General features: G+C 74.2%; 22 protein-coding genes. 8 read left to right on the top strand and 14 right to left on the bottom strand.

Going from position 1 to position 24,519, the window contains the following annotated elements:
* Positions 1-170 precede the first annotated feature (170 nt).
* Positions 171-2,834 carry an FtsK/SpoIIIE family DNA translocase gene (locus ACZCLJ_RS05070; RefSeq protein ID WP_463105672.1) on the bottom strand — a complete coding sequence of 888 codons (2,664 nt, stop codon included), beginning with the start codon at positions 2,832-2,834 and terminating at the stop codon, positions 171-173.
* Positions 2,835-3,089: 255 nt separating this feature from the next.
* Here ACZCLJ_RS05070 and ACZCLJ_RS05075 point away from each other — a divergent pair, with 255 nt between their 5' ends.
* Positions 3,090-3,965, top strand: a complete 876-nt coding sequence (locus ACZCLJ_RS05075) for an MBL fold metallo-hydrolase (protein WP_251150696.1) — start codon at positions 3,090-3,092, stop codon at positions 3,963-3,965.
* 49 nt (positions 3,966-4,014) lie between these two features.
* Here ACZCLJ_RS05075 and ACZCLJ_RS05080 read toward each other — a convergent pair whose 3' ends face one another.
* The gene (locus ACZCLJ_RS05080) at positions 4,015-4,425 is read right to left on the bottom strand and encodes a hypothetical protein (RefSeq protein WP_251150695.1); all 411 of its coding nucleotides are present in this window, start codon (positions 4,423-4,425) and stop codon (positions 4,015-4,017) included.
* Between the two features lie 126 nt (positions 4,426-4,551).
* On the opposite strand from ACZCLJ_RS05080, the gene ACZCLJ_RS05085 reads away from it, so the two are divergent.
* Positions 4,552-5,133, top strand: a complete 582-nt coding sequence (locus ACZCLJ_RS05085) for a TetR/AcrR family transcriptional regulator (RefSeq protein WP_251150694.1) — start codon at positions 4,552-4,554, stop codon at positions 5,131-5,133.
* Between the two features lie 21 nt (positions 5,134-5,154).
* Here ACZCLJ_RS05085 and ACZCLJ_RS05090 read toward each other — a convergent pair whose 3' ends face one another.
* The 3 genes from ACZCLJ_RS05090 to dapA all read right to left on the bottom strand — a co-directional run bounded on the left by ACZCLJ_RS05090 (position 5,155) and on the right by dapA (position 8,666).
* Positions 5,155-5,739, bottom strand: a complete 585-nt coding sequence (locus tag ACZCLJ_RS05090; protein ID WP_463105673.1) for a DUF4328 domain-containing protein — start codon at positions 5,737-5,739, stop codon at positions 5,155-5,157.
* A gap of 264 nt (positions 5,740-6,003) precedes the next feature.
* Positions 6,004-7,689: a ribonuclease J gene (locus tag ACZCLJ_RS05095; protein ID WP_251150692.1), complete on the bottom strand. Its 1,686-nt coding sequence runs from the start codon at positions 7,687-7,689 to the stop codon at positions 6,004-6,006.
* Positions 7,690-7,739: 50 nt separating this feature from the next.
* A complete protein-coding gene (gene dapA / locus ACZCLJ_RS05100; RefSeq protein ID WP_251150691.1) occupies positions 7,740-8,666 on the bottom strand; it encodes a 4-hydroxy-tetrahydrodipicolinate synthase in 927 nt (308 codons plus the stop codon).
* Positions 8,667-8,735: 69 nt separating this feature from the next.
* Between dapA and ACZCLJ_RS05105 the strand changes: the two genes are divergently transcribed.
* The 6 genes from ACZCLJ_RS05105 (at position 8,736) to ACZCLJ_RS05130 (ending at position 13,165) form a co-directional block, all read left to right on the top strand.
* On the top strand, positions 8,736-10,220 hold the full coding sequence (locus tag ACZCLJ_RS05105) for an NAD-dependent succinate-semialdehyde dehydrogenase (RefSeq protein ID WP_251150690.1): 1,485 nt from the start codon (positions 8,736-8,738) through the stop codon (positions 10,218-10,220).
* 137 nt (positions 10,221-10,357) lie between these two features.
* Positions 10,358-11,014 (top strand): TIGR00645 family protein, encoded by a 657-nt coding sequence (locus ACZCLJ_RS05110; protein WP_251150689.1) that lies wholly within the window; start codon positions 10,358-10,360, stop codon positions 11,012-11,014.
* Complete coding sequence (locus ACZCLJ_RS05115) at positions 11,011-11,736, top strand: AzlC family ABC transporter permease (RefSeq protein WP_463105674.1); 726 nt, start codon at positions 11,011-11,013, stop codon at positions 11,734-11,736. The genes ACZCLJ_RS05110 and ACZCLJ_RS05115 overlap by 4 nt, the downstream gene beginning before the upstream one ends.
* On the top strand, positions 11,736-12,056 hold the full coding sequence (locus ACZCLJ_RS05120; RefSeq protein WP_251150688.1) for an AzlD domain-containing protein: 321 nt from the start codon (positions 11,736-11,738) through the stop codon (positions 12,054-12,056). The genes ACZCLJ_RS05115 and ACZCLJ_RS05120 overlap by 1 nt, the downstream gene beginning before the upstream one ends.
* A gap of 34 nt (positions 12,057-12,090) precedes the next feature.
* Entirely contained in the window at positions 12,091-12,600 is a 510-nt protein-coding gene (locus ACZCLJ_RS05125; RefSeq protein ID WP_251150687.1) for a GNAT family N-acetyltransferase, read from the top strand.
* Between the two features lie 106 nt (positions 12,601-12,706).
* Positions 12,707-13,165, top strand: a complete 459-nt coding sequence (locus ACZCLJ_RS05130; protein WP_463105675.1) for a hypothetical protein — start codon at positions 12,707-12,709, stop codon at positions 13,163-13,165.
* Between the two features lie 59 nt (positions 13,166-13,224).
* Here the strand turns inward: ACZCLJ_RS05130 and ACZCLJ_RS05135 are convergent, their stop codons facing one another.
* The 9 genes from ACZCLJ_RS05135 to ACZCLJ_RS05175 all read right to left on the bottom strand — a co-directional run bounded on the left by ACZCLJ_RS05135 (position 13,225) and on the right by ACZCLJ_RS05175 (position 24,367).
* Positions 13,225-13,731 (bottom strand): hypothetical protein, encoded by a 507-nt coding sequence (locus ACZCLJ_RS05135; protein ID WP_251150685.1) that lies wholly within the window; start codon positions 13,729-13,731, stop codon positions 13,225-13,227.
* Entirely contained in the window at positions 13,728-14,525 is a 798-nt protein-coding gene (dapB, locus tag ACZCLJ_RS05140) for a 4-hydroxy-tetrahydrodipicolinate reductase (RefSeq protein WP_285821103.1), read from the bottom strand. Before dapB ends, ACZCLJ_RS05135 begins: the two co-directional genes overlap by 4 nt.
* A gap of 147 nt (positions 14,526-14,672) precedes the next feature.
* Entirely contained in the window at positions 14,673-16,004 is a 1,332-nt protein-coding gene (locus ACZCLJ_RS05145; protein WP_251150684.1) for a M16 family metallopeptidase, read from the bottom strand.
* Position 16,005: 1 nt separating this feature from the next.
* Positions 16,006-18,255: a polyribonucleotide nucleotidyltransferase gene (locus ACZCLJ_RS05150; RefSeq protein WP_251150683.1), complete on the bottom strand. Its 2,250-nt coding sequence runs from the start codon at positions 18,253-18,255 to the stop codon at positions 16,006-16,008.
* 289 nt (positions 18,256-18,544) lie between these two features.
* The gene (gene rpsO, locus ACZCLJ_RS05155) at positions 18,545-18,814 is read right to left on the bottom strand and encodes a 30S ribosomal protein S15 (RefSeq protein ID WP_251150682.1); all 270 of its coding nucleotides are present in this window, start codon (positions 18,812-18,814) and stop codon (positions 18,545-18,547) included.
* Between the two features lie 224 nt (positions 18,815-19,038).
* Positions 19,039-20,982 (bottom strand): peroxidase family protein, encoded by a 1,944-nt coding sequence (locus ACZCLJ_RS05160; protein ID WP_463105676.1) that lies wholly within the window; start codon positions 20,980-20,982, stop codon positions 19,039-19,041.
* A 124-nt stretch (positions 20,983-21,106) separates the two neighbouring features.
* Positions 21,107-22,666: a DUF6297 family protein gene (locus ACZCLJ_RS05165; protein ID WP_251150680.1), complete on the bottom strand. Its 1,560-nt coding sequence runs from the start codon at positions 22,664-22,666 to the stop codon at positions 21,107-21,109.
* A 7-nt stretch (positions 22,667-22,673) separates the two neighbouring features.
* Entirely contained in the window at positions 22,674-23,360 is a 687-nt protein-coding gene (locus ACZCLJ_RS05170; RefSeq protein WP_251150679.1) for an ABC transporter ATP-binding protein, read from the bottom strand.
* Positions 23,357-24,367 carry a bifunctional riboflavin kinase/FAD synthetase gene (locus ACZCLJ_RS05175; protein ID WP_251150678.1) on the bottom strand — a complete coding sequence of 337 codons (1,011 nt, stop codon included), beginning with the start codon at positions 24,365-24,367 and terminating at the stop codon, positions 23,357-23,359. The genes ACZCLJ_RS05170 and ACZCLJ_RS05175 overlap by 4 nt, the downstream gene beginning before the upstream one ends.
* Positions 24,368-24,519: the final 152 nt, after the last annotated feature.

Here is a 24,519-nt window from a genome sequence, read left to right on the forward strand (position 1 = left end):
CTGGTGGCTGGTGTCGCGGTTGCGGTCCTCGCCGACGGCCCGTCCGCCGACGCAGCGGACGTCGCACCCGAGCCGGCCGTCGCTCCGGTACCCGACGCTGACCGGGCCCGCCCTCGGGTGACGAGCCGGTCGTCGTCGACCACCCCGACCTGACGAAGGTTCCGGCTCGCTCAGCGCCAGCCCGACTCGACGTCCGCACCGTCGTGGTACTCCTGGGCGGCGGGCGGCAGATGACCGTCGGTGCCGTCGGAGTAGTCGCGGCCGGTGGCGCCGTCACCCGGTGCGGCCGGCTCGGCCTGGCCGTCGAAGACCTCCTGCACGGGCTCGCCGCGGATCAGCGCGAGCGCTGACGGCAGCTCCTCCGGCGTGACGAGGACCTCGCGCGCCTTCGAGCCCTCAGACGGCCCCACGATCTCGCGGGACTCGAGGAGGTCCATGAGCCGCCCCGCCTTGGCGAACCCGACCCGGAGCTTGCGCTGCAGCATCGACGTCGAGCCGAACTGCGACGTCACGACGAGCTCCGCCGCCTGCAGGAGAAGGTCGAGGTCGTCGCCGATGTCGTCGTCGATCTGCTTCTTCGTGACGGACTGCGCGACGTCCTCGCGGTACACGGGCTTGAGCTGTGCCTTGACGTGCTCGACGACCGAGTGCACCTCGGACTCGGACACCCAGGCCCCCTGCACGCGCATCGGCTTGGCCGCGCCCATGGGCAGGAAGAGGGCGTCTCCCTGGCCGATGAGCTTCTCCGCGCCGGGCTGGTCCAGCACGACGCGCGAGTCGGCGAGCGACGACGTCGCGAACGCGAGCCGCGACGGCACGTTCGCCTTGATGAGGCCCGTGACGACGTCGACCGACGGGCGCTGCGTCGCGAGGACGAGGTGGATCCCTGCCGCTCGCGCGAGCTGCGTGATGCGCTGGATCGAGGCCTCGACGTCCCGCGGCGCGACCATCATGAGGTCGGCGAGCTCGTCGACCACGACGAGCAGGTACGGGTACGTCGCGATCTTGCGCTCCGAGCCCGGGAGCGGCTTGACCTTGCCCGAGCGCACCGCGGCGTTGAAGTCGTCGATGTGCTTGTACCCGAACGCGGCGAGGTCGTCGTAGCGCGCGTCCATCTCGCGCACGACCCAGTCGAGCGCCTCGGCGGCCTTCTTGGGGTTCGTGATGATCGGCGTGATGAGGTGCGGGATGCCCTCGTAGATCGTCAGCTCGACGCGCTTGGGGTCCACGAGCACGAGCCGCACCTGCTCCGGGGTGGAGCGCATGAGGATCGACGTGATCATCGAGTTGATGAAGCTCGACTTTCCGGCGCCAGTGGCGCCCGCGACGAGGATGTGCGGCATCTTCGCGAGGTTCGCGACGACGTAGCCGCCCTCCACGTCCTTGCCGACACCCATGACCATCGGGTGCTCGGTGCGCCGCGCCGCGGACGAGCGCAGAACGTCGCCGAGGACGACCGTCTCGCGGTCCGTGTTCGGGATCTCGATCCCGATGGCGGACTTGCCCGGGATCGGCGCGAGGATGCGCACGTCGGCGCTCGCCACCGCGTACGCGATGTTGTTGGACAGCGACGTGATGCGCTCGACCTTGACCTTGGGACCGACCTCGACCTCGTAGCGCGTGACCGTGGGGCCGCGCGTGAAGCCCGTGACCTTCGCGTCCACCTCGAACTGGTCGAACGTCTGGGTGAGCGCCTCGACGACGCGGTCGTTCGCGGCCGAGCGCACCTTGTGCGGCGCGCCCTTGACCAGGGAGTCCTCGTTGGGCAGCAGGTACACGGTGTCGCCCTCGAGCATGGGCTGCACGCCGCGTGGTAGCGGCGCGCTCGGGGGCGGCGGCGCCGGGATGCCGCCCGGACCGTCGTCGGGCGTGGCCGCGACGGCACCGAGCCCGGCAGCCGCGGTGTCCTGCGCCGGGCCCTGTCCCCCCGCGAGCCCCACTGCCGGCACCGCCTCGGTCGGCGCGGTGCCCGGCGCGGGGTCGTCGCCGCTCTTGCGACCCTTGCCGCGGCGCGCGGTGCCGTCCTCGTAGTCCAGGAACGCCGCGGTCTCGAACGCCTCGTCGCCGGCGAAGCCGCCGTCGGGCTTCTCGATCTCCGCGGCCTCCGCGGCGCGCTGTGCCTTGGTCTTGCGCGGCTTGCGGGGTCGCCGGCCCGTCGGGGCGCCGTCCTCGCTGCCGTCGTGACGGGACACGCCCTCGGCCAGCGGGAGCCCGTCGGCGTCCGTCTCGACGTCCTCGGCGCGGTGGTTGCCCGTGAGCGTGTCGTAGACGCCGCGCAGCCGGCTCGGGATGCGGTGGACGGGCGTCGCGGTCACGACGAGCAGCCCGAAGAACCCGACGAGCAGGAAGATCGGCACGGCGAACCACTCGGTGAGCCCCGTGGTCACCGGGGTCGCGACGAGGTAGCCGACGATCCCGCCCGCGTCCTGCACCGCGGCGAAACCGTCGCGCGGTGCGGGCAGGTCCTCCGCGACGTGCACGAGGGAGCACACGGACACGACGATCAGCGTGAGGCCGATCGCGACCCGCGAGTTCGCCTGCGCGCGCTCGGGATGCCGCATGATCCGCACGGCGAGCCACAGGAGCAGGACCGGCACCGCGACGCCGGCGAGCCCGAACGTGCCCGCGACGACGGCGTGCACGACGTCGCCGAACGTGCCGGAGATGCCCCACCACTCCCGGGCGGCGACGACGACCGCGAGGGCGAGCAGGAAGAACGCGACGCCGTCGCGCCGATGTGCGGGGTCCAGCTCTCTCGCTCCCTTACCGATCTTGCGGGTGACCGCCCCCACGCCGTGGGCCGCGCCGAGCCAGAGCCCGCGCAGCGCTCGCACGGGCCACGGGGGCTGCGACGCCGGTCGCCTCGCCGGCGCACGCCGGGTCGAGGTGCTCTGGCGACCGGTGCCCGCGCGCGACGCTCCGCGGGCCGTGGACGAACCGCCGCGCGACGCCGTCCGGGCGGTCGTGCTGCGGTTGGCCGCGGCCCGACGCGCTTGCGGGGACGTACGGGTCGCCATAGTGGTCCTAACCTACCCGTGGGGGACGACACGGGCGGGGACCCGCCCACGTGTGTCTGCGAGGGGGTCGACGTGACAGGTCCGGGCGAAGGGCGCGCAGCGCTGCCACGCGTCCTCGTCGAGGTCGCACCCGGTGTGCACGTCGCCACCGCCGGGCTGTGGGCCACGACGTCGACGGTGGTCGTCGCACCCGCCGGCGAGGCGCTGGTCGTCGACCCCGGCGTGACCGTCGCCGAGTGCGGGGCGCTCGCGGGCGCGATCGCGGCGCGCGGCTGGCGCGTCACCGCCGGGTTCTCGACACATCCCCACTGGGACCACCTGCTCTGGCACGAGGACCTCGGCCGCGTGCCGAGGTGGGCGACGGCGCGCGCCGCGGCCGAGGCGCGAGGCCGTCGGGACGACATCCTGGCGGCCACCCAGGCGCAGGCACCGGGGCACGACCCCGGGCTCGTGGGCGCCCTCGACGCGCTCCCGGCCGACGCGGACACCCTCCCGTGGCCCGGCGGCCCGGTCGTCTCGGCCGCCCGGCCGGTCCCGCCCGCGCGGCCAGGCCTGCCGAGAGCCGTGGGGCCACCGCACGTCGTCGGGCACGACGCGCACGCCCCCGGCCACGCCGCGCTCGTCGTCGCGGGCGTCCTGCTCGCCGGCGACATGCTGTCCGACACCGAGGTGCCTCTCGTCGACACGAGCGCACCCGACCCGGTCGGCACGTACCGCGCCGCGCTCGACGCCCTCGAGGAGACGGCGCGCGACGTCCGGGTGCTCGTGCCGGGCCACGGCTCCCCCGCCGCGGGAAGAGCGTCCGTCGCCCGGCGGTTCGCTGCGGACCGCTCCTACCTCGACGCGCTCGAGCGGGCGGGGTCGGGCGGACGCAGCGTTACCGACCCCCGGCTGACCGGGTACGTCGCCGACTGGCACGCCGACCAGCTCGCGGCGCTGCGCGGCTGACGCACCGTCGGGCTGCTGCGGCCGGCTGCGGTACGTCCTCGGCCCGGGCTCAGGCCAGGAGGAGACCGACCCCGAGGGTGACGAGCCCGGCCGCGAGGACCGTGGCACCCACGGGCAGCAGCACGACGGCACGGTTGGGCACGTCACGCCCTGCACCGATCGCGGACAGGAAGAAGCCCGCGGGCATGAGGATCGCGGCGACCAGGACTCCCGTCGCCCCGAGCCAGCGCCACAGCCCCGTGAGATCCGTCGCCTCGGCGAGCAGGAGGCAGACCAGGCCGAGGATGACGAGCACGCCGGCGTGCGCATGACCGGCGCGGAAGAACGAGGTCTGGAAGCCGGTCGCGGCGACCTTGCCGGTGACCACCTTCACGAGGAACGCCCCGCCGGACTCGATGCCGACGACGGAGAGGAGGACGATGCCCGCGGTGATGCGTGCGGGGTCGGTGAGCTCGAGCACGAGGGGACCTCCGGGTCCGAGGGACCGACCCGGCGGCGGGACGCCTGCCGGGTGGGTGGGACACTTTACGAACACTGTTATAGAACACCGTTCGCACACCGTCGTCAAGGTCTCTAGACTCGTGCCGTGGCTCGACCTCGACTGCACGACGCAGCGCTGGGCGACCGTCTCCTCGACGTCGCCTCGCGAACCATCTCCGAGCACGGCGAGGCCGCCGTCACGGTCCGCTCCGTCGCGAGCGCGGCCGGGACGAGCGCGTCCGCGGTGTACGCGCTGTTCGGCAGCCGCGACGACCTCGTCGCCGCCGTCTCGGCCGAGGGGTTCCGCCGCTTCGCCGCGCACCTGCACGCCGCCGGCCGGACCGACGACCCGGCAGCCGACCTCGCGACGCTGGGCGACGCCTACCGGACGTTCGCGCTCGCGGACCCGCACTTCTACGCGGTGATGTTCGCGCGCGGCGTGCGGCCCGGCGGCGACACCCGCGCCGTCGACGAACCCACGTTCCTCGTGCTCCGCGACGCCGTCGCGCGCGTCGTCCCCCACGCCCCTCCCCCGACGGCCGAGACCGCCGCACTCGGGCTCTGGGGGCTGGTGCACGGCCTCGTCTCGCTCGAGCTCGCCGGGCTCGTCCCCGGGGACGGCTCCGCGCGCGAGGCGGTCTACCGGACGGCGACGCGCGCCGTCGGCCGCGCGCTCGTCACGATGTGACGGCGTCCCCGGGCGAGGGGGTCAGGAACCCGGCGACGGCTGCGTCGCCGCTGCCACGGCCGCGCGCTGGCCCGCCGCGACCTCGCGGACGATCCGGGCCCACAGCACGGCGGCGGCCACGAACGCCGTCGCCCCGATGCCGTCGAGCACCGGCAGCGCGCTCCAGAGGTCGGGCTCGCCCGACGACAGGGCCCGCCCGGACAGCTGCGACGCGATCGCCGCGACGATCCACGCCGCCCACCACGGAGCAAGTCCCGGACGGTTGCCCCGCAGGGTCGCCGCACGGACGTCACGGACCACCTGGTACGGGAACCAGAACGCCACGACCGGGAGCATCCAGCCGAGCCACACCCACGTGCGCGACCGCGCGTGGTGCCAGCCCGGTGCGGCGTGCTCGGCGAACGTCCGGCTGCGCCACAGCCACACGATCGTCACGATCCCGGCCGCGAGCTCGGCCGCGAACATCGCGTACGTCGTGCCGTCGTACGAGGACAGCACGGCGAGGGACACCGGCAGCCCGGCGACTGCGTCCTCCAGGGTCGTCACCACGGAGAACGACAGCGCGAAGGCGGCGACCTGCGTCGCCGCGACGAGCGCCGCGAGCACCACCGACGCGGTACCCAGCGCCCTGGGGACCGGGCGCGGCAGCGCCCACGACGGCGGAAGGGCCTCCCACGTGGCAGGAGGCCCTGAGCGCCCACGCACCGGCTGACCGGGGAGATCGTGCTGGTCGTGGTGACGCGGCGGTACCCCGACGGGGTGCCGGAAGGACAAGGTCGGCCTCCTGGGCTCGAGCGGAGCGCCAGGATAGGGCCGCGGCACCGTCCCCCGGACCGCCGTCCACCGGACGGCGATCCCGGGGGGCGACGGCTACGCCTCGACGACGACCGGGACGATCATCGGGCGACGGCGCAGGCGGTTCGACACCCAGCGTCCGATGACCCGTCGCATCACCTGCTGGAGCTGGTGCGTGTCGGTCGCGCCGCCCGCGATCGCGTCCTCGAGCGCCTGGACGAGGTCGGGCCGGATGCCCTCGAACACCGCGTCGTCCTCCGCGAAGCCGCGGGCGAGGATCTGCGGACCGGCGAGCACCTTCCCGGTCGCGGAGTCGACGACGGCGAAGACGGAGACGAAGCCCTCCTCGCCGAGGATGCGCCGGTCCTTGAGCTCCGCGTCGGTGATCTCCCCGACGCTCGACCCGTCCACGTAGACGTACCCGCAGGGCACGGCACCGACGACGGACGCCTTCCCGTCGACGAGGTCGACGACGACGCCGTCCTCGGCGAGCACGACCCGGTCCGCCGGCACCCCGGTCCGGACCGCGAGCGCCCCGTTGGCCACGAGGTGGCGCACCTCGCCGTGGACCGGCATGACGTTCTTCGGCTTGATGACGTTGTAGCAGTAGAGGAGCTCACCGGCGCTCGCGTGACCGGACACGTGCACCTTGGCGTTGCCGCCGTGCACGACGCGCGCCCCGAGCCGGGTGAGGCCGTTGATGATCCGGAAGACGGCGTTCTCGTTGCCCGGGATGAGCGACGACGCGAGGATGACGGTGTCCCCCATGCCGACGGACACCTTGTGGTCGCCGTTCGCCATGCGGGACAGCGCGGCCATGGGCTCGCCCTGCGACCCGGTGCACATGAGGACGATCTCGTCGTCGCGCAGCGAGTCGACCTTCTTGAGGTCGATGAGCACGCCCTCGGGAACCTTCAGGTAGCCGAGCTCGGAGGCGATGGTCATGTTGCGGACCATCGAGCGCCCGACGAGCGCGACGCGGCGCCCGTGGTGGTGCGCCGCGTTGAGCACCTGCTGGACGCGGTGCACGTGCGAGGAGAAGGACGCCACGATGATGCGCTTCTCCGACTGCGCGAACACGGTGTCGAGCACCGGGCCGATCTCGACCTCGGGCGTGACGAAGCCGGGGACCTCGGCGTTGGTGGAGTCCACCATGAAGAGGTCGACACCCTGCTCGCCGAGGCGCGCGAACGCGCGCAGGTCGGTGATCCGACCGTCCATCGGGAGCTGGTCCATCTTGAAGTCGCCCGTGTGCAGGACCGTGCCCGCCCCGGTGGTGACCGCCACCGCGAGCGCGTCCGGGATGGAGTGGTTCACGGCGACGAACTCGCACCGGAACACGCCCAGCTGCTCGACCTGGCCCTCCTTGACGGCCAGCGTCACGGGCGAGACGCGGTGCTCCTTGAGCTTCGCCTCGACGAACGCGAGCGTGAGCTGCGACCCGACGAGCGGGATGTCGCGGCGCAGTCGCAGCAGGTAGGGGACGGCGCCGATGTGGTCCTCGTGCCCGTGGGTGAGCACGATCGCCTCGATGTCGTCGAGACGGTCGGCGATGTAGTCGAAGTCCGGGAGGATGAGGTCGACGCCGGGCTGGTGGTCCTCGGGGAACAGGACGCCGCAGTCGATGACGAGCAGCCGCCCGTCGTACTCGAGGACGGCCATGTTGCGCCCGACCTCGCCGAGCCCGCCGAGGGCCACGATGCGCAGCCCTCCGGCCGGGAGCTCGGGAGGCAGGGAGAGTTCGGGATGGGGGTGGCTCATGAGGCCTCCTGTCGTGGCTGAGCCGATGGATCGATGTCTGGGTGGTCGCGCTACGACGCGACCGGTGCTCCCACCGGGAGCAGGCCCGCGGCCGCGAGGGCGTCGCGCACGAGCGCGACCTCCTCCTCGCTCGCCGCGACGTTGGGCAGGCGCAGGTGGCGGTTGCCGGTGATGCCGAGCAGCTCGACCGCGGCCTTGGCCATCACCGCCTGGAACCCTGCGGCGTTGAGCGCGTCGATGACGGGGACGGTGGTGAGGAACACCTCGAGGGCGCCTGCGTGGTCGCCGGCGTCGAACCGGCGGACGACCTCGGCGTACCGCGACGCGACGACGTGGGAGGCGACCCCGACGACGCCCGCTCCGCCGTGCGCGAGGAACGGCAGCAGCAGCGTGTCGTCCCCGCTGTACACGGCGAGACCGGTCGAGGCGGCGAGCGTGGCCGCGGCGTACACGTCACCCGACGCGTCCTTCGTCGCGACGACCCGCTCGTGCGCGGCGACACGTGCGTAGGTGTCGGCCGCGATCCGGACCGCGGTGCGGCCGGGGACGTCGTAGAGCATGATCGGCAGGTCGGTGGCGTCCGCGACGGCGACGAAGTGCCGGTAGAGGCCTTCCTGGTTCGGCCGCGAGTAGTAGGGCGACACGACCAGCAGGCCGTCGGCCCCCGCCTCGGCGGCCTGCTCGGCCATCCGCAGCGCGTGGTCCGTGTCGTTGGAGCCGGCCCCTGCGACGACCGCGGCCCGGTCCCCCACGGCCTCGACGACGACGCGCACGAGGTCCGCCTTCTCCGGGGCGTGGGTGGTCGGGGACTCCCCCGTCGTGCCGTTGAGCACGAGCCCGTCGTTGCCGCCGTCCACCAGACGCTCCGCGAGCCGTGCCGCCGCCTCGAGGTCGACGGCGCCGTCGGGCGTCATCGGCGTGATCATCGCGGTGAGGACGGCCCCGAACGGGCGCGCGGGGGTGGTGGGAAGGACCATGTGCACAAACTACCGTGCCGCGCACCGCCGGGCGCTGCGCCGTCCGGAGGTTGGGGCGATACTCGGACCATGTCCCGTCCGGCGTCGGCGTCCCACCTGTCCCCCGCGCTCGTCGCGCACGTGCCCACGGGCCTGCTCGTCGACGGACGCTGGGGACCGGCCGAGGGCGGGCGGACGTTCGAGGTCGAGGACCCGGCGTCCGAGGAGTCGCTGTTCGACGTCGCCGACGCGAGCCCGGCGGACGCCCTGCGCGCCCTGGACGCCGCGCACCGGGCCGCCCCCGCGTGGCGCGCGACGCCGCCGCGCGAGCGCGGCGAGGTCCTGCGTGCCGTCTACGACCGGCTCGTCGCGCGCGCCGACGACGTCGCGGCCCTCATCACGGCGGAGTGCGGCAAGCCGCTCGCCGAGGCCCGCGCCGAGGTGCTGTACGGCGCCGACTTCCTGCGCTGGTACGCCGAGCAGGCCGTCCGCGCGGACGGTCTCGTGCGCACCGCCCCGGCGGGCGGGAACCGGCAGCTCGTCCATCGCCGCCCGGTCGGCCCGGCGCTGCTCATCACGCCGTGGAACTTCCCGATCGCGATGGCGACGCGCAAGATCGGCCCGGCGCTCGCCGCCGGGTGCACCGTCGTCGTCAAGCCCGCTCGCCTCACGCCCCTCACGACGGCGCTCGTCGCGGAGGTCGTGCGGTCCGAGCTCGCCGACCGCGGCCTGCCGGCGGGCGTCGTCAACGTGGTGCCCTCCTCGCGCGCGTCGGACGTCAGCGAGCCGCTGCTCGCCGACCCGCGCCTGCGCAAGCTGTCGTTCACCGGCTCGACGGCCGTCGGGCGCACGCTGCTCGAGAAGGCCGCGCAGCAGGTGCTGCGGACCTCGATGGAGCTCGGCGGCAACGCACCGTTCGTCGTGTTCGCCGACGCCGACCTCGACGCCGCCGTCGAGGGCGCGCTCGTCGCCAAGCTGCGCAACGCCGGCCAGAGCTGCGTCGCCGCCAACCGCTTCCTCGTGCACGACGCCGTGGCGCGCGAGTTCGCGCAGCGTCTCGCCACCGCGTTCGAGGGCCTGCGCGTCGGACCGGGCGCCGAGGACGGCGTGCAGGTCGGACCGCTCATCGAGGCGAAGGCGGTGGACGCGGTCGAGGAGCTCGTCGGGGCGGCGTCCGACGGCGGTGCCCAGGTCCTCACCGGCGCTCGCCGGCCGCGCGACGTCGGGCACTTCTACGCGCCCACGGTCCTCTCCGGCGTGGACCCCGACGCGCGCGTGGTCACCGAGGAGATCTTCGGGCCGGTCGCGCCCGTGGTCGCGTTCGGCGACGACGACGAGGGCATCGCGCTGGCCAACGCGACCGAGTACGGCCTCGCCGCCTACGCGTACACGACGTCTCTCGACCGCGCGGTCCGCGTCTCGGAGGAGGTCGAGGCGGGGATGATCGGCATCAACCGGGGCATGGTCTCCGACGCGAGCGCGCCGTTCGGCGGCCTCAAGCAGTCCGGTCTCGGGCGCGAGGGCGGCGAGGCCGGGCTCGAGGAGTACCAGGAGACCGTGTACGTCGCGCTGTGACAGCCGGGACCCGGGACGGTTCACCGGACCGGGGACGCCCGTCGGTCGACCGTTGGTAGCCTGACGCCGGCCCTGCCTCGCCGAGCGCAGCGCGCCCGCTCCCCCGCGCCGCCCGACCTCCCGGAGAGACCACGCCCGTGCCCGTCGCACCTGCCCCGACCGCCCCGAACCTCCCGTCCCCGAGCGCGCGGGTCACGGCCGTCGGCTACATGATCTTCGCGTCCCGCTGGCTCCAGGCGCCGCTCTACTTCGGTCTCATCGTCGCGCAGGTCGTCTACGTGTGGCAGTTCCTCAAGGAGCTCTGGCACCTCATCGTGGGCGGCTTCACGGGCGAGCACGTGGTCGAGGACACCGAGACGCACGAGATGGTCGCGCACGTCTTCGGCGCCGAGGAGATCATGCTCGCGGTGCTGGGCCTCGTCGACGTCGTGATGATCTCGAACCTCCTCATCATGGTCATCGTCGGCGGCTACGAGACGTTCGTCTCGCGCATCCGGCTCGAGGGTCACCCCGACCAGCCGGAGTGGCTGAGCCACGTCAACGCGAACGTCCTCAAGACCAAGCTGGCCATGTCGATCGTCGGCATCTCGTCCATCCACCTGCTCCGCACGTTCATCGAGTCCTCGAGCGGACGCATCTCGAACGACGTCATGCTGTGGCAGGTCGTCATCCATCTCGCCTTCGTCGTCTCGGCGCTGGCCCTCGCCGCGATCGACCGGATGTCCCTCACGGCGCACCAGCGCGCGGCGAACGCCGCGGCAGCGGGCGAGGGCCCCGCGGACCCGCACGCGTGACCGGGCCGGAGGGCGTGCAGGACGCGGTCGAGGCCGCCGTCGAGGACGAGGTCCGCGGCGCCGTCCGGCAGGCCGTGTCGGTCTCCGTCGCGACCGGCCTCTACGGCGTCTCGTTCGGCGCGCTCTCCGTCGTCGCCGGGCTCGACGTCGCGCAGACGATGGCGCTCAGCCTGCTGATGTTCTCCGGCGGGTCGCAGTTCGCTCTCGTCGGCGTCGTCGGGGCGGGCGGCACCGCGGCTGCGGCGATCACCACCGCGGGTCTCCTCGGCGTGCGCAACAGCCTCTACGGCGCACAGCTCGGGCCGCTGCTCGCGCTGCGCGCGTGGCAGAAGGTGCTCGGCGCGCAGCTGACGATCGACGAGTCCGCCGCCGTCGCGACGGCGCAGCGCTCGCGCCGCGCCGCACGTGCCGGCTTCTGGCTCACGGGGGCCGGAGTCTTCGTGCTCTGGAACCTCATGACGCTCGTGGGCGCGCTCGCGGGCGACGCGCTCGGCGACCCGCGGACCTGGGGCCTCGACGCCGCCGCCGGCGCGGCGTTCCTCGCGCTCCTGTGGCCGCGCCTCGCGACCCGGGCCGTGCAGCTCACGGTCGCCGCCGCCGTCGTCGTCTCCGTCGTCCTGATCCCGCTCGTGCCCCCGGGTCTGCCCGTGCTCGCCGCGGCCGCGACGGCGATCGTCGTCGGGCAGGTCGACGCCCGACGCCGCCCGCGGAAGGAGTCCTGATGTCCCCCGCCACCGTGTGGTTCGTCGTCCTCGTCGCCTCCGCGGTCTGCTTCGCGCTCAAGCTCGCGGGCCACCTCGTGCCCGAGCACTGGCTCGCCGACGAGCGCGTCGCCCGCACCGCCGCCCTCGTCACGGCGTCCCTCCTGGGGGCGCTCGTCGCCGTGCAGACGCTCGCCGCGGGACAGGCGATCGTCGTCGACGCGCGGTTGCCCGCGATCGCCGTCGCCGCCGTCGCGCTCGCGCTGCGGGCGCCGTTCATCGTCGTCGTGCTGCTCGCCGCCGCGACCGCCGCCGGGCTGCGCGCGCTCGGCTGGGGCTGACGGTGCGCACCGTCGGCCCGCCTAGGGTGGGCCCATGAGCCTCTTCCGCGAGACCGCCGACGTCTCCGTACGACCCGCGGTCCCCGGCGACGACGTCGCGATGACCGCGATCCAGGTGGGCGCGTGGCGTGCCGACCACCACGAGGTGCTCGGCGACGACGTCCTCGACGCGCTCGACACCGTCCGCATGCGCGAGCAGTGGGCGGCCGCGATCTCCGCGCCGCCCGGCCCCGGCTTCGGTGTGCTCGTCGCGTGCGACGGCGCCGACGTCGTCGGGTTCGCGGCGGTCGCGCCCGGGCAGCTCCTCGCGCTCGAGGTCGAGCCCCGGCACCAGCGCGGCGGACACGGCTCGCGCCTCCTGGCCGCCGCGGTCGACCGGCTCCGTCGCGACGGCGCGACCGAGGTCGTCACGTGGGTGCTCGACGGCGACGCCGGGCGCGAGGCGTTCCTCTCCGGTGCCGGGCTCGGACCGGACGGCCGCACCCGCACCCTCGCGACCGGCGTGCGGGACGTCGTCGAGCACCGGTGGGTCGCGGAGGTCTGACGGGCTGCGCACCGCGCCCCCGGCCCCGCCCCCTCAGAGGATTCGTCACACGACGGTGACACGGTCGTGACCCACGACGCCCACGGCGCTGCGAGGATCGACCGCCATGGGACTCCTCACCGACTACTTCGCCGCCGTCGGCGACGAGCACGCCGCGAGCGTCGCCGTCGAGGCACCCGGCGCCGTGGACCCCGCGACGATGCGCCGCACGTTCGCGGCGGTCGAGCTCAAGGGCATCGACCCGTTCGTGGTGCTCGGCACGCTGACGAGCCTCCTCGTCGGCCGGCCCTACGCGGAGGTCGTCCGCCTTCCTCGGCACGGCTCCCTCGTCGCGACGGCGGGTGACGAGGGACCGTGGGTGGTCACCGTGTCCGACGAGCTCGTCGCCGCGCTCGCCGCCGCGACGTCGGCCACGGTCGAGGAGATCGCCGTCCGGTGGGCCGCGACGGACGAGCTCGCGGGCTCCGACCCCCGGGACCTGGCGGGGGCGCTGCACGAGCTGGCGGCACTGTGCGTGCGCGTGGACGACGACGGGCACCGCCTCTACTGCTGGACGAGCCTGTGAGCCGGCGGCCGGGGCGCGTCCGCCGCCGAGTGCCGTCAGGTCGCGCGACCGGGGAGCGGTCAGCGCGGACGTGCGCGGTACAGGCGGGCGGCCGAGCGCAGCGCCTCGCGGGCACGCTTCCGGTCGCCCGAGGCGTCGTACGCGAACGCGAGGTGGTACCAGGCCTCCCAGCTCTCCGGCTCGGCCTCCACCGCCGCCCGGTACGGCCCGAACGCCTCGTCCGCGGCGGCCCGGTCGACGCGGCCCCCCGGTGACCGCGGCAGGTCGTCGACGGGCAGCCGCCCGGACCCGGCGAGCTCGTCGGCCATCCGCTGCACGGTCCCCGCGAGGAGGAACTCCCGGCCCACGAGCCCGACGACGAGGAGCGGCAGGACGAGCACGCCCGCGCCGATGGCCATCGCGGCCGGCTCACCGGTCCGGATCAGGGCGGCGGCGCGGCCCGCGACCTGCCAGACGTAGAGCGCGAGCAGCGCGGTGACGAGCACCGCGCCCACGATCGCCTTCCACGGACGGCGTGCCCGCGGCCCGACGGGACCGCCCGGGTCGCGGGGCGCACCGTGGCTCACGCCAGGTCCAGCACGTTCTCGAGCCCGACGGTCAGGCCCGGTCGCGACACGACCTCGCGCACCGCGAGCAGCACGCCCGGCATGAACGACACGCGGTCGAACGAGTCCTGCCGGATGACGAGCTGCTCCCCCGGGTTGCCGAAGAGGATCTCCTCGTGCGCGACGAGCCCGCGCAGCCGCACCGCGTGCACGCGCACGCCGTCGACGTCGGCACCGCGAGCCTCCCAGCCCGTCTCCGTGGCGTCGGGGGCGGGCGCCACGCCCGCGTCGGCACGGGCCGCGGCGATCGCGGCGGCGGTGTGCCGTGCGGTGCCCGACGGCGCGTCGACCTTGTCCGGGTGGTGGAGCTCGATGACCTCGGCCGACTCGAAGTAGCGCGCGGCCTTGGCCGCGAACGTCATCGCGAGCACGGCGGAGAGCCCGAAGTTCGGGGCGATGAGGACGCCGAGGCCGGGTCGTCCGTCGTCCGCCGCGCGCGCGAGGTGCTCGACCAGTCGGCCCCGGCTCTCGTCGGTCCAGCCCGTCGTCCCGACCACGGCGTGCACCCCGGCGTCGACGAGAGCGTGGACGTTCGCCTCGGTCGCGGACGGCACGGTGAAGTCGACGGCGACGTCCGCACCGCCGAGCGTCGCCGCCGAGATCGTGTCGCCCGCGTCGAGGCGCGCGACCAGCTCGAGGTCGGGGGCGCCGTCGACCGCCGCGCACACGGTCGCGCCCATGCGGCCCGCGGCGCCCAGCACGGCGACCCGCAGCGGGCCCGAGGTGGTCTGCCTGGTGGTGTTCTGCTCGCTCACGCCCGCCACCCTATCCGGCGGGTCGACGCGTCCCGGTCGACCGGGTGACGACGAGCACGACGACGGCCGCCCCTCCCGTGCGGGAGGGACGGCCGTGCGGCGGACCGTCAGGACGCGGTCGCGGGTGCGCGTCCGCCCTGGCGGCGCTCAGTCGCCGAAGGGACCGACGCGCACGACGGAACGAGCACGCGAGGCGAGCTCGCCCGCCAGCTTGCGCACGTCGTCCGCGGTGACCGACCGGATGGCGTCGAGCGACTCCTCGACGCTCAGCAGCTCGCCGTAGACGAGCTCGGCCTTGCCCAGGCGGCTCATGCGCGAGCCCGAGTCCTCCAGGCCGAGCACGAGGCCGCCCGCGAGCTGGCCGATGCTGCGGTCGAGCTCGGCGCCCGTGATGCCGTCGTCGGCGAACCGGTCCAGCTCGCCGTGCAGCAGCGCGGTCACCTCGTCGACCTTCGAGGGCGCGCAGCCCGCGTAGAGGCCGAACGTGCCGATGCCGCCGTGACCCGACGCGAACGAGTACGTCGAGTAGGCGAGACCGCGCTTCTCGCGGATCTCCTGGAAGAGGCGCGAGCTCATGCCCCCGCCGAGGGCGGCGCTGAGGACGGACAGCGTGAACCGGCGGTCGTCCGTGGCGGAGAGTCCCGTCCCGCCGATGATGACGTTGGCCTGCTCCACCGTGCGCCGGATGGTCAGCTCGACGCCGTCGGCCCCGACGCCCGCCAGCGCGGGGTCGTGGGGGTCGCGCCGCGCGCGGGGCGCTGCGGCCGCGTCGAGCGACCACCCGCCGTCGGTCAGGGCTCGCTCCACCTGGCCGACGAGCACGTCGTGGTCGACGCCGCCCGCCGCCGCGACCACGAGGGTCTCGGGCCGGTAATGCCAGCGGTAGTGCTCCCACACGGCGTCGCGCGGGACGGCGTTGATGGTGTCGGGCGTGCCCCCGATCGGCCGCCCCAGCGGGTGGCCGGCGAGGACGGCCGCGGCGAACTCCTCGTGGACGACGTCCGAGGGGTCGTCGTCGTTCATCGCGAGCTCTTCGAGGATGACGCCGCGCTCGGTCTCGAGCTCGTCGGCGTCGAGGCGCGCGGAGGTCACCATGTCCGTGATGACGTCGACCGCCATCGGCAGGTCGGTGTCGAGCACGCGCGCGTAGTAGCAGGTGTGCTCCTTGCCGGTCGCCGCGTTGGCCTCACCACCGACGGCGTCGAACGCCTCGGCGATGTCCATCGCGGACCGACGCGCGGTGCCCTTGAACAGCAGGTGCTCGAGGAAGTGGGTCGAGCCGAAGTGGCCGTCGGTCTCGTCGCGCGAGCCCACGCCGACCCACGCGCCCATCGTGGCCGAGCGCAGGCCCGGCATCGACTCGGTGAGCACGCGGACCCCGCCGGGCAGGACGCTGCGACGGATGGTCGCACCGTCCTGCCCGGCGGTCAGCTCGGCCCCGGCGCTGCCGGCCGGGACGAGCGGGAGGTCCCAGGGCACGTCAGGCGTCGCCGCCCTCGGTGGCCGGAGCGTCCTCCGCGGCGCCGTCACCGGCGTCCTCGACCACGGCGTGCAGCGAGAGCTTGCCGCGCGGGTCGATCTCGCCGATCTCGACCTGGACCTTCTGGCCGATGGAGAGCACGTCCTCGACGTTCTCGACGCGCTTGCCGCCCACGAGCTTGCGGATCTGGCTGATGTGCAGCAGACCGTCCTTGCCCGGGGAGAGCGAGATGAACGCGCCGAAGGACGTCGTCTTGACGACGGTGCCGACGAAGCGCTCGCCGATCTCCGGGACGTGCGGGTTGGCGATCGCGTTGATCGCCGCGCGGGCGGCCTCGGCCGAGGGGCCGTCGGTGGCGCCGATGTAGACCGTGCCGTCGTCCTCGATGGAGATGTCCGCGCCCGTCTCCTCCTGGATCTGGTTGATCATCTTGCCCTTGGGGCCGATGACCTCGCCGATCTTGTCGACCGGCACCTTCACGGAGATGACGCGCGGGGCGTTCGGGGACATCTCGTCCGGGACGTCGATCGCCTCGGCGAGCACGTCCAGGATCGTCAGGCGCGCGTCGCGCGCCTGGGTCAGCGCGCCGCCGAGCACCGAGGCGGGGATGCCGTCGAGCTTGGTGTCGAGCTGGATGGCCGTGACGAACTCGCGCGTGCCGGCGACCTTGAAGTCCATGTCGCCGAAGGCGTCCTCGGCCCCGAGGATGTCGGTGAGCGCCGCGTAGCGCGTCTCACCGTCGACCGTGTCGGAGATGAGGCCCATCGCGATGCCCGCGACGGCCGCGCGCAGCGGCACGCCCGCGTTGAGGAGCGACAGCGTCGAGGCGCAGACCGAGCCCATGGACGTCGACCCGTTGGAGCCGAGGGCCTCGGACACCTGACGGATGGCGTACGGGAACTCCTCGCGGCTCGGCAGCACCGGCACGAGCGCGCGCTCGGCGAGGGCGCCGTGCCCGATCTCGCGACGCTTGGGGCTGCCCACGCGGCCGGTCTCACCGGTCGAGTAGGGCGGGAAGTTGTAGTTGTGCATGTAGCGCTTGCGCGTCTCCGGACCGAGCGAGTCGATCTGCTGCTCCATGCGGAGCATGTTGAGCGTCGTGACGCCCATGATCTGGGTCTCGCCACGCTCGAACAGCGCGGAGCCGTGCACGCGCGGGAGCACCTCGACCTCGGCCGAGAGCGTGCGGATGTCCGCGAGCCCACGACCGTCGATGCGCACGCCGTCCGTGAGGACGCGCTGGCGCACGAGCTTCTTCTGCAGCGAACGGTACGCCGCCGACAGCTCCTTCTCGCGGCCGTCGAACCCGGCCTGGAGCTTGCCCACCATCTCGTTCTTGATCTCGTCGAGACGGTTCTCGCGGTCCTGCTTGTCGGCGATCGCGAGCGCGTCGCGCAGGTCCGCCGCGACCTCGGCCTCGACGGCCGCGAACGCGTCGTCCTGGTACTCGAGGAAGACGGGGAACTCGCGGACCGGCTTCGCGGACTGCGCGGCGAGCGAGGCCTGCGCGTCGCACAGGGCCTTGATGAACGGCTTGGCCGCCTCGATGCCCTCGGCGACGACGTCCTCCGTCGGGGCACCCACGCCCTCGTCCTTGATGAGGCCCCACGCGTTGTCGGTGGCCTCGGCCTCGATCATGGCGATCGCGACGTCGGTCGAGCCGTCCGCCGCGACGACGTTGCGGCCGGCGACGACCATGTCGAAGACGGCGCGCTCCTTGTCGGAGTACTTGGGGAACGCGACCCACTGGCCGTCGATCAGCGCGATGCGCACCGCGCCGACCGGGCCGGAGAACGGCAGGCCGGAGATCTGCGTCGACGCCGAGGCGGCGTTGATCGCGAGGGTGTCGTACGCGTCGTCCGGGTGGATCGCGAGGACGGTGATGACGACCTGGACCTCGTTGCGCAGGCCCTTGACGAACAGGGGGCGCAGCGGGCGGTCGATGAGGCGGCAGGCGAGGATCGCGTCCGTCGAGGGACGGCCCTCGCGGCGGAAGAACGAGCCGGGGATGCGGCCCGCGGCGTACATGCGCTCCTCGACGTCCACCGTCAGCGGGAAGAAGTCGAACTGCTCCTTGGGGTGCTTGCCGGCCGTCGTGGCCGACAGGAGCATGGTCTCGTCGTCGAGGTACGCGGCGACGGAGCCCGCCGCCTGACGGGCGAGGCGCCCGGTCTCGAACCGGACGGTGCGGGTGCCGAAGCGACCGTTGTCGATCGTGGCCTCGGCGAACTGGATCTCGGGACCCTCCACGGGTGCCCTCCCTTTCTCGAAGCGCCGCCCGGGTAGCCCTGTCGAGGGTTCCGGTCCGTGCCGCTCGCGCGCGTGGCGCGCAGAGGGCTCCGGTCGCGCTCGACGCTCGGCGGTCTTCGATCGAGGTCCACGGCGGTACCCGTCCGTCGTCCGGGAGGACGACGCGCGACGGGGTCCGTGGGCCACTACCGAGGACCGAACGAGAGGCCGGCGGCGCAGTGGGTGTTCTACGGGTACATCTCACCAGACCAGCCCGGCCCCCGCAGGGGACCGGGCTGGAGAGGGTGGTTCAGCGGCGCAGACCGAGACGCTCGATCAGGCTGCGGTAGCGGTTGATGTCGACCTTCTGCAGGTAGCCGAGGAGACGGCGACGCTGGCCGACGAGGAGGAGCAGGCCACGACGGCTGTGGTGGTCGTGCTTGTGCTCCTTGAGGTGCTCGGTCAGGTCCTTGATGCGCTGCGAGAGCATCGCGATCTGGACCTCCGGCGAACCGGTGTCGCCCTCGCTCGTCGCGTACTCGGTCATGATGCGCTGCTTCGTGGCAGTGTCGAGCGGCACGGTTCTCCTTCGGGTTCGTTGCGCGGCGCGTCAGGAGGAACTTCCTGAGGCTCTCTGGATCCGCGGCCGATCAGACGGCCCGTCGATCTTACCAGGTGGACACCCTCGCGCGGTCCGGCCGGCGGCCGGCCCGACGGCTCGACCGGCGGACCGGACGCAGCACGACGGCGCGACCTCCCCGCGAGGGGGGCCGCACCGTCGTGCCTGGTGGCCAGGTGGTCAGGTCACGGTGCGCCGTCGTGCCCGGCGGTGCCGCCGCCGCGGAACTCCCCCGCGGCGTCGGGCAGCACGCCTGCGAACCGCAGGACGTCCGGCAGCGTGAGGACGAGCGACCCGTCCTCGAAGTGCACGCCCTGCGCGGGCGTCCAGTGGTTGCTCGCGCGCACGTAGGACGTGTCGTCCTGACGCAGGAGGTACACGAACGTCTCCGCCAGCACCCTGCTCCCCACGTCGCCGAGGAAGCTCCCGTTGCCCTGGACCTCCGCCTCCTTGAGCACGTAGTACCACAGCGGCGTGCCGCCGTGGTCGCCTCCGCGCAGGGCGGCGAGAGCCTGCTTGACGTCGTCGCCGGCACGGTCCTCGAGCTCGGCGGTCGTCAGAGGCGTGACCCCGAGCGCGTTCGCGACCGCCTCACCCGTCGGGAGCGCGAGCATGTAGCCGCGCAGGAGGTTGCGCTGGGCGAGCTGCTTCTGCAGCGCGCTCGCGGCGAGCTGCTGCGGCGTGTGCGTGGGCGGCTCGTCGGGCAGCACGCCCTCCTTGACGAGCGTCCCGAGGCTCGGAGCGAGGAACGTGTCGATCTTCTCGGCCATGCGGAACGGCGACGGGTCGCCCTTGTCCACGAACCGCGTCCACTCGATGGGCCAGTTCGACGGGAGCGCCGGGCCGCCCGACGGTCCCGGGAACAGGCTGCCGCCGTTGCCCGTGAACTGGAACAGCTGGACCAGGCTCGCGTTGGCGGGCGGCGGCCCCGTGAAGTTGACGTTGAAGTCGTACGTGTCGCGGATCATCGAGTGGCCGAAGCGGAACGCCGCGACGGCGAACTCGAGCGGCATCGAGATCGGGTAGCGCGGGCGGTACACCGACGTGTCCCGGAAGAGGACCGCGTCGAGCACACCGGGCTTCGTGAGCGTGCGCAGGTAGTCGTTGACGACGAGCCACTGGTAGTGCCACCGCACGAGCTGGCTCGCGCGCTCGAACACTGCGCGCTCGCCCCCGACGCGGACCCACGGCTCGAACTCACCGACCCAGTCGACGACCGCGTTGTGGAACCGGATCATCGCGAGGTGGAACTGCGCCACGACGAGGTTCTCGTCGTTGCGCCCGTCCGGGATGAGCGGAGAACCCGTCTCGTCGCGCGGGAGGTCGCGCTGCGCGTCGTCGCCGGGCGCGACGAGCGCGAACGTCGGGCCGCCGGGGAACGCGACGGGCTCCGTCGCGATACGGCCGAGACGGAGCTTGGCCGACCCGGGGACGTACGACGCCTCGCTGCGCGTGGTGCCGACACCCGGTTCCCCCTCGAACACCGGCCCGCTGCCGTAGAGCGAGTCCAGGTTGAGGGCGGGGTGGCGGCCGTTGTGGAGCGAGCGGACGACGACCTTCGGGCCGAAGACCGCGAACGGGGACGCGTCGACGTCGCCCAGCGCCTGGTCGCCGCCGTCGCCGGACGTCGTGTCCGGCCCGTTCGTGTTGAGGGTGATGTCGTGGTCGATGAACTGGCCCCAGTACGTGTAGACGGCCGGGACGTGGGAGTTGAGGTCGACCGGCGGTCGCCCCGGCACCGGCGCCGGACGGGCCACCATGGCCGTGCCGAGGGCCGTGAGCGCCTGGACCGTGCTCGCCGTCGCGCCGTCGCCCACCGGCAGGTGGAACGCGGGGAACCGGTCGGCGAGCTCCGGGAAAAGGTAGTCGAACGCGGTCGTGGAGTCGTACCGGTGCAGCAGGTGGTCGCGGGCGACGGCTGCCTCCGCGGCGGGCAGGAGCGGTGCGTTCGACGACGCCGGGTCGACGCGCTCGTCGGGGGTGTCGTCGACGGCGGCGACGGTCGATCCGTGGCCGACGCTGCGCACGGTCCGGCCGATCGGGGTGGACGCCTGGTCGACGGCGTCGGGGGCGACGGCGTCGACCACGTCCTCGGCGACGGTGGCCGCCGGGTTCTGCTGAGCCTCCATGGCTCGAGCCTTCCTGTGAGTGGGACGTTGCGAGGCGGCCGACAGGGCCGCGACGGCGCAGCACGGCTGTGATGCGCCTCACACCCGGAGGGAGGCGAGCGCCGAGGGTTCGTGACCTTCGCGGTCAGCGCGACCGGACGTGCGACACCACGGCGAGCGCGACGGCCGCTGCGAGCGCCTGCGCCACGAGCGTCCCCCAGCCCGCGGATCCCACGAGGAGCGCGACCCCGAGCGGGACGGAGCCGAGGAGCGCGACGTCGGGGCCGACGCGGAAGGCGGCGGCCGCACCGGTCGGGATCCCGCCGGCGGGCGTGGCGAGGAGCGGGGCCGACCAGTCGGGCGGGGTGCGGTACGCGCTGCGGACGGCTGCGGCGCCCTGCACGACGCCGCACAGCCCGGCGAGGACGAGCCACCGCGCGTCGCCCGTGCCGAGCGCGAGCGGCACGACGCCCAGACCGAGGCAGACGACGGCCGTCAGCGCCGGGGTGACCACGCGCGCGAGCCGCCCCACCCGCGCGCCGACGGGCACGAGCGCGTCGAGGACCGGGACGAGGTCGGCGGTCCGTGCGCCCTCCGCCCCGAGGTGCGCCGCGCGCAGACCCGCGGCGACCAGCACGACGAAGGCGCCGAAGCCCGACGCGAGCGCCGGCACCTGGTGGACGACGACGAGCAGCGCCGCGAGGCCGGCGAGGTGCGCGAGCGACGTCGGGCTGCGGCGCAGCAGCACGAGGTCGGCCGCGACGACCGCCGTGGCGGGTCCGCGCACGACGCGCAGCGACGCAGCGCGCCGGACGCGCCGCTGCGCCCCGCCCGCGCGCGCGAACGCACGACCGAGCTCGCGGACGTCGAGCGAGAGCACCGCTCCGCCCACGTGGTCCAGGACCGACCCCTGCGCGCGCAGGACGGGGGCGCCCAGGCGTTCCCGGCGCGTCCACCACCAGACGGCGAGACCGGCCGCGACGGCGCCGAGGACGAGGACCACCAGCGGCGGGAGCGTCGCCGTGACGTCCGCGCCGCCCCGGAGCACGAGGGCGACGCCCGCCACCGGGACGACGGCGACGGCGACGTCCGCCCAGCGCGCGAGCCGGGCCGTGGCGCGCGCGTGCGGCTGGACGAGTCCCGCGACGACGACGAGGAGCACGGCCACGACGCCGACGGCGAGCGCGGCCCGCGCGGCGTCGACGACACCGGCGGCCGTCCCGAGCGCGATCGCCGCTCCCCCGAGCGCGCCCAGACCCGCGCCGGCGAGCAGGGCGCGGGCGTACGACGGCGAGAGGAGACCGCCGCGCCCGGACGGCGCCGGGAGCCACCACCGCGCGCCCGCGCTGCCCACCCCCAGCGGCCCGAGGCGAGCGGCGGCGGCGAGCACGACGGCCAGGAACGCGCACGTCACGAGCGCCCGGACCGTCGACGCGCTCAGCACGACGTCCGCGTCGGCGCCCGGGTCGGCGAGCAGCACCCCGCGCACCACGTTCGCGGCACCGGCGACCATCCCGACCGCGAGCAGCGCCGACACGACGGCGTAGGCGACGTCGACGACCACCTCGCCCGGACCGGCGTCGGCCCGGGCGCGCACGGCGCGGGCCGTGAGCGTGCGCAGCTCACGACCGGTGAGGAGCTCGTCCGGGTCGGTGCGCACCTCGGGCAGGGGGCCGCGCCCGGCGCCCGACGACAGCTCGCTCACGGGCGTGTCACCGCACCTCGGCGAGCACGTCGCGCGTCCGGTCGGAGGCGAGGACGGTGCACGCGTCGTCCCCGACGAGCAGCCCGTGCGGTTCCAGAGCGCCGACGAGCACCGGGTCGTGGGACGCGAGCACGACCGCCGTGCCGCGCCGGGCCTCGTCGCCGAGGAGGACCGCGAGGTCGGCGCGCATGCCCGGGTCGAGCCGCTGCTCGGGCTCGTCGAGCACGAGCAGGTCGCGCGGGCGGACGAACCCTGCGGCGAGCAGGAGCCTGCGACGCTGGCCCGACGAGAGCTCGGTCGGGAAGGCCCCGCCGTGCGAGGCGATCCCGAAGCGGTCGAGGAGCGCGTCGACGACCACGCCCGCGCGCGGTACGCCGTGGCCGCGCGCCACGAGGACGAGGTGCTCGCGCACCGTGAGCCCCGGGAAGTACGCGTCGTCGTCGAGGACGCCCGCGACGCGCGCGCGGAAGGCGCGCTCGCGCTCGTCGACCGGGCGGCCGAACGCGGCGACCGAACCCGAGAGCGGCGGCTGGAGGCCGAGGAGCGTGCGCAGGAGGGTCGACTTGCCGCTCCCGTTGGGTCCGACGACGGCCCACACCTCGCCGGCGCGCACCGTGAGGTCGACCGGCGCGCAGACCGGCACGTCCCCGTAGCCGACCCGGAGGCCGCGTGCCTCGAGGGCCGGCGCGCTCACGCCGCGGGACCCACGTCGGCCGCGAGCACCGTGCGCGCGCGCGCCACGTCGTCGTGCATCTGCGCGACGAGGGGCTCGACGCCGTCGAAGCGCAGCGTCGGCCGGAGGCGGTCGACGAGCTCGAGGACGACGTCCTCGTCGTAGAGGTCCAGGTCGGTGCGGTCGAGCACGTAGGCCTCGACGCGCCGCTCGAGTCCGTCGAACGTCGGGTTGGTGCCGATGGAGATCGCGGCGGGCAGCCGGACGTCCGGGTGGTCCGGGTCGGCGGCGGCGAGCTGCGGGCGTTCCAGCCATCCGGCGTAGACGCCGTCCGCGGGGACCATGCCGGCGATCTCCCCGAGGTTGGCCGTCGGGAACCCCAGGTCGCGACCGCGCGCGTCGCCGTGGACGACGGCTCCGCGCACCCGGTGGTGACGCCCGAGGATGCGCGCCGCCTCCCGGACGTCGCCCGCCGTGAGGAGCGCCCGCACACCGGTCGACGACCAGCGGGCGTCGTGCCCGGCGTCGCCCTCGGTGACGGGGACGCCCTGGTGCTGTCCGACGTCGTCGATCGCGACGACCTCGAACCCGTGGCGCGCGCCGAGCTCGACCATCGTGGCGAGGGTGCCGGAGTTGTCCCGTCCGAACCGCACGTCGTGACCGACGACGACGGTCCCGGCGTGCAGGCCGTCGACGAGGTACGTCTGCACGAACTCCTCGGGCGTCTGGCGCGCGAAGCCGAGCGTGTACTCCACGAGGAGGACCGCGTCGAGGCCGGTGGCCGCGAGCAGCTCGACCCGGTCCGCGATGCCCGTGATCAGCTCGGGCGCCTCGTCCGGCCGGTGCACGACGGCGGGGTGCGGGTGGAACGTCACGGCGACGGCCCGGGCGTCGCGCGACCGGGCGAGGTCGACGATGCGGCCGAGGACCTGTGCGTGGCCGCGGTGGACGCCGTCGAAGTTGCCGAGGGTCACGACGGTCGGGCCGAACCCCGACGGGACCTGGCTCAGGGCCGTCCACAGGTGCACGTGCGAGCTCCTCGGGTGGTGTAGGGATCGGTCGTCCGGCCGGTGGCGTGCCGACGTCCTGCCGGGCGACGGTGTCGCGAGGGTCAAGCCTGCCACGACGGGGACCGGCCGTCGTGACCGCGCGACCCCCGCGAGGAGGTCGGTGGTGTGGT

The sequence above is a fragment of the Cellulosimicrobium sp. So1_17 genome (genome assembly GCF_055181235.1).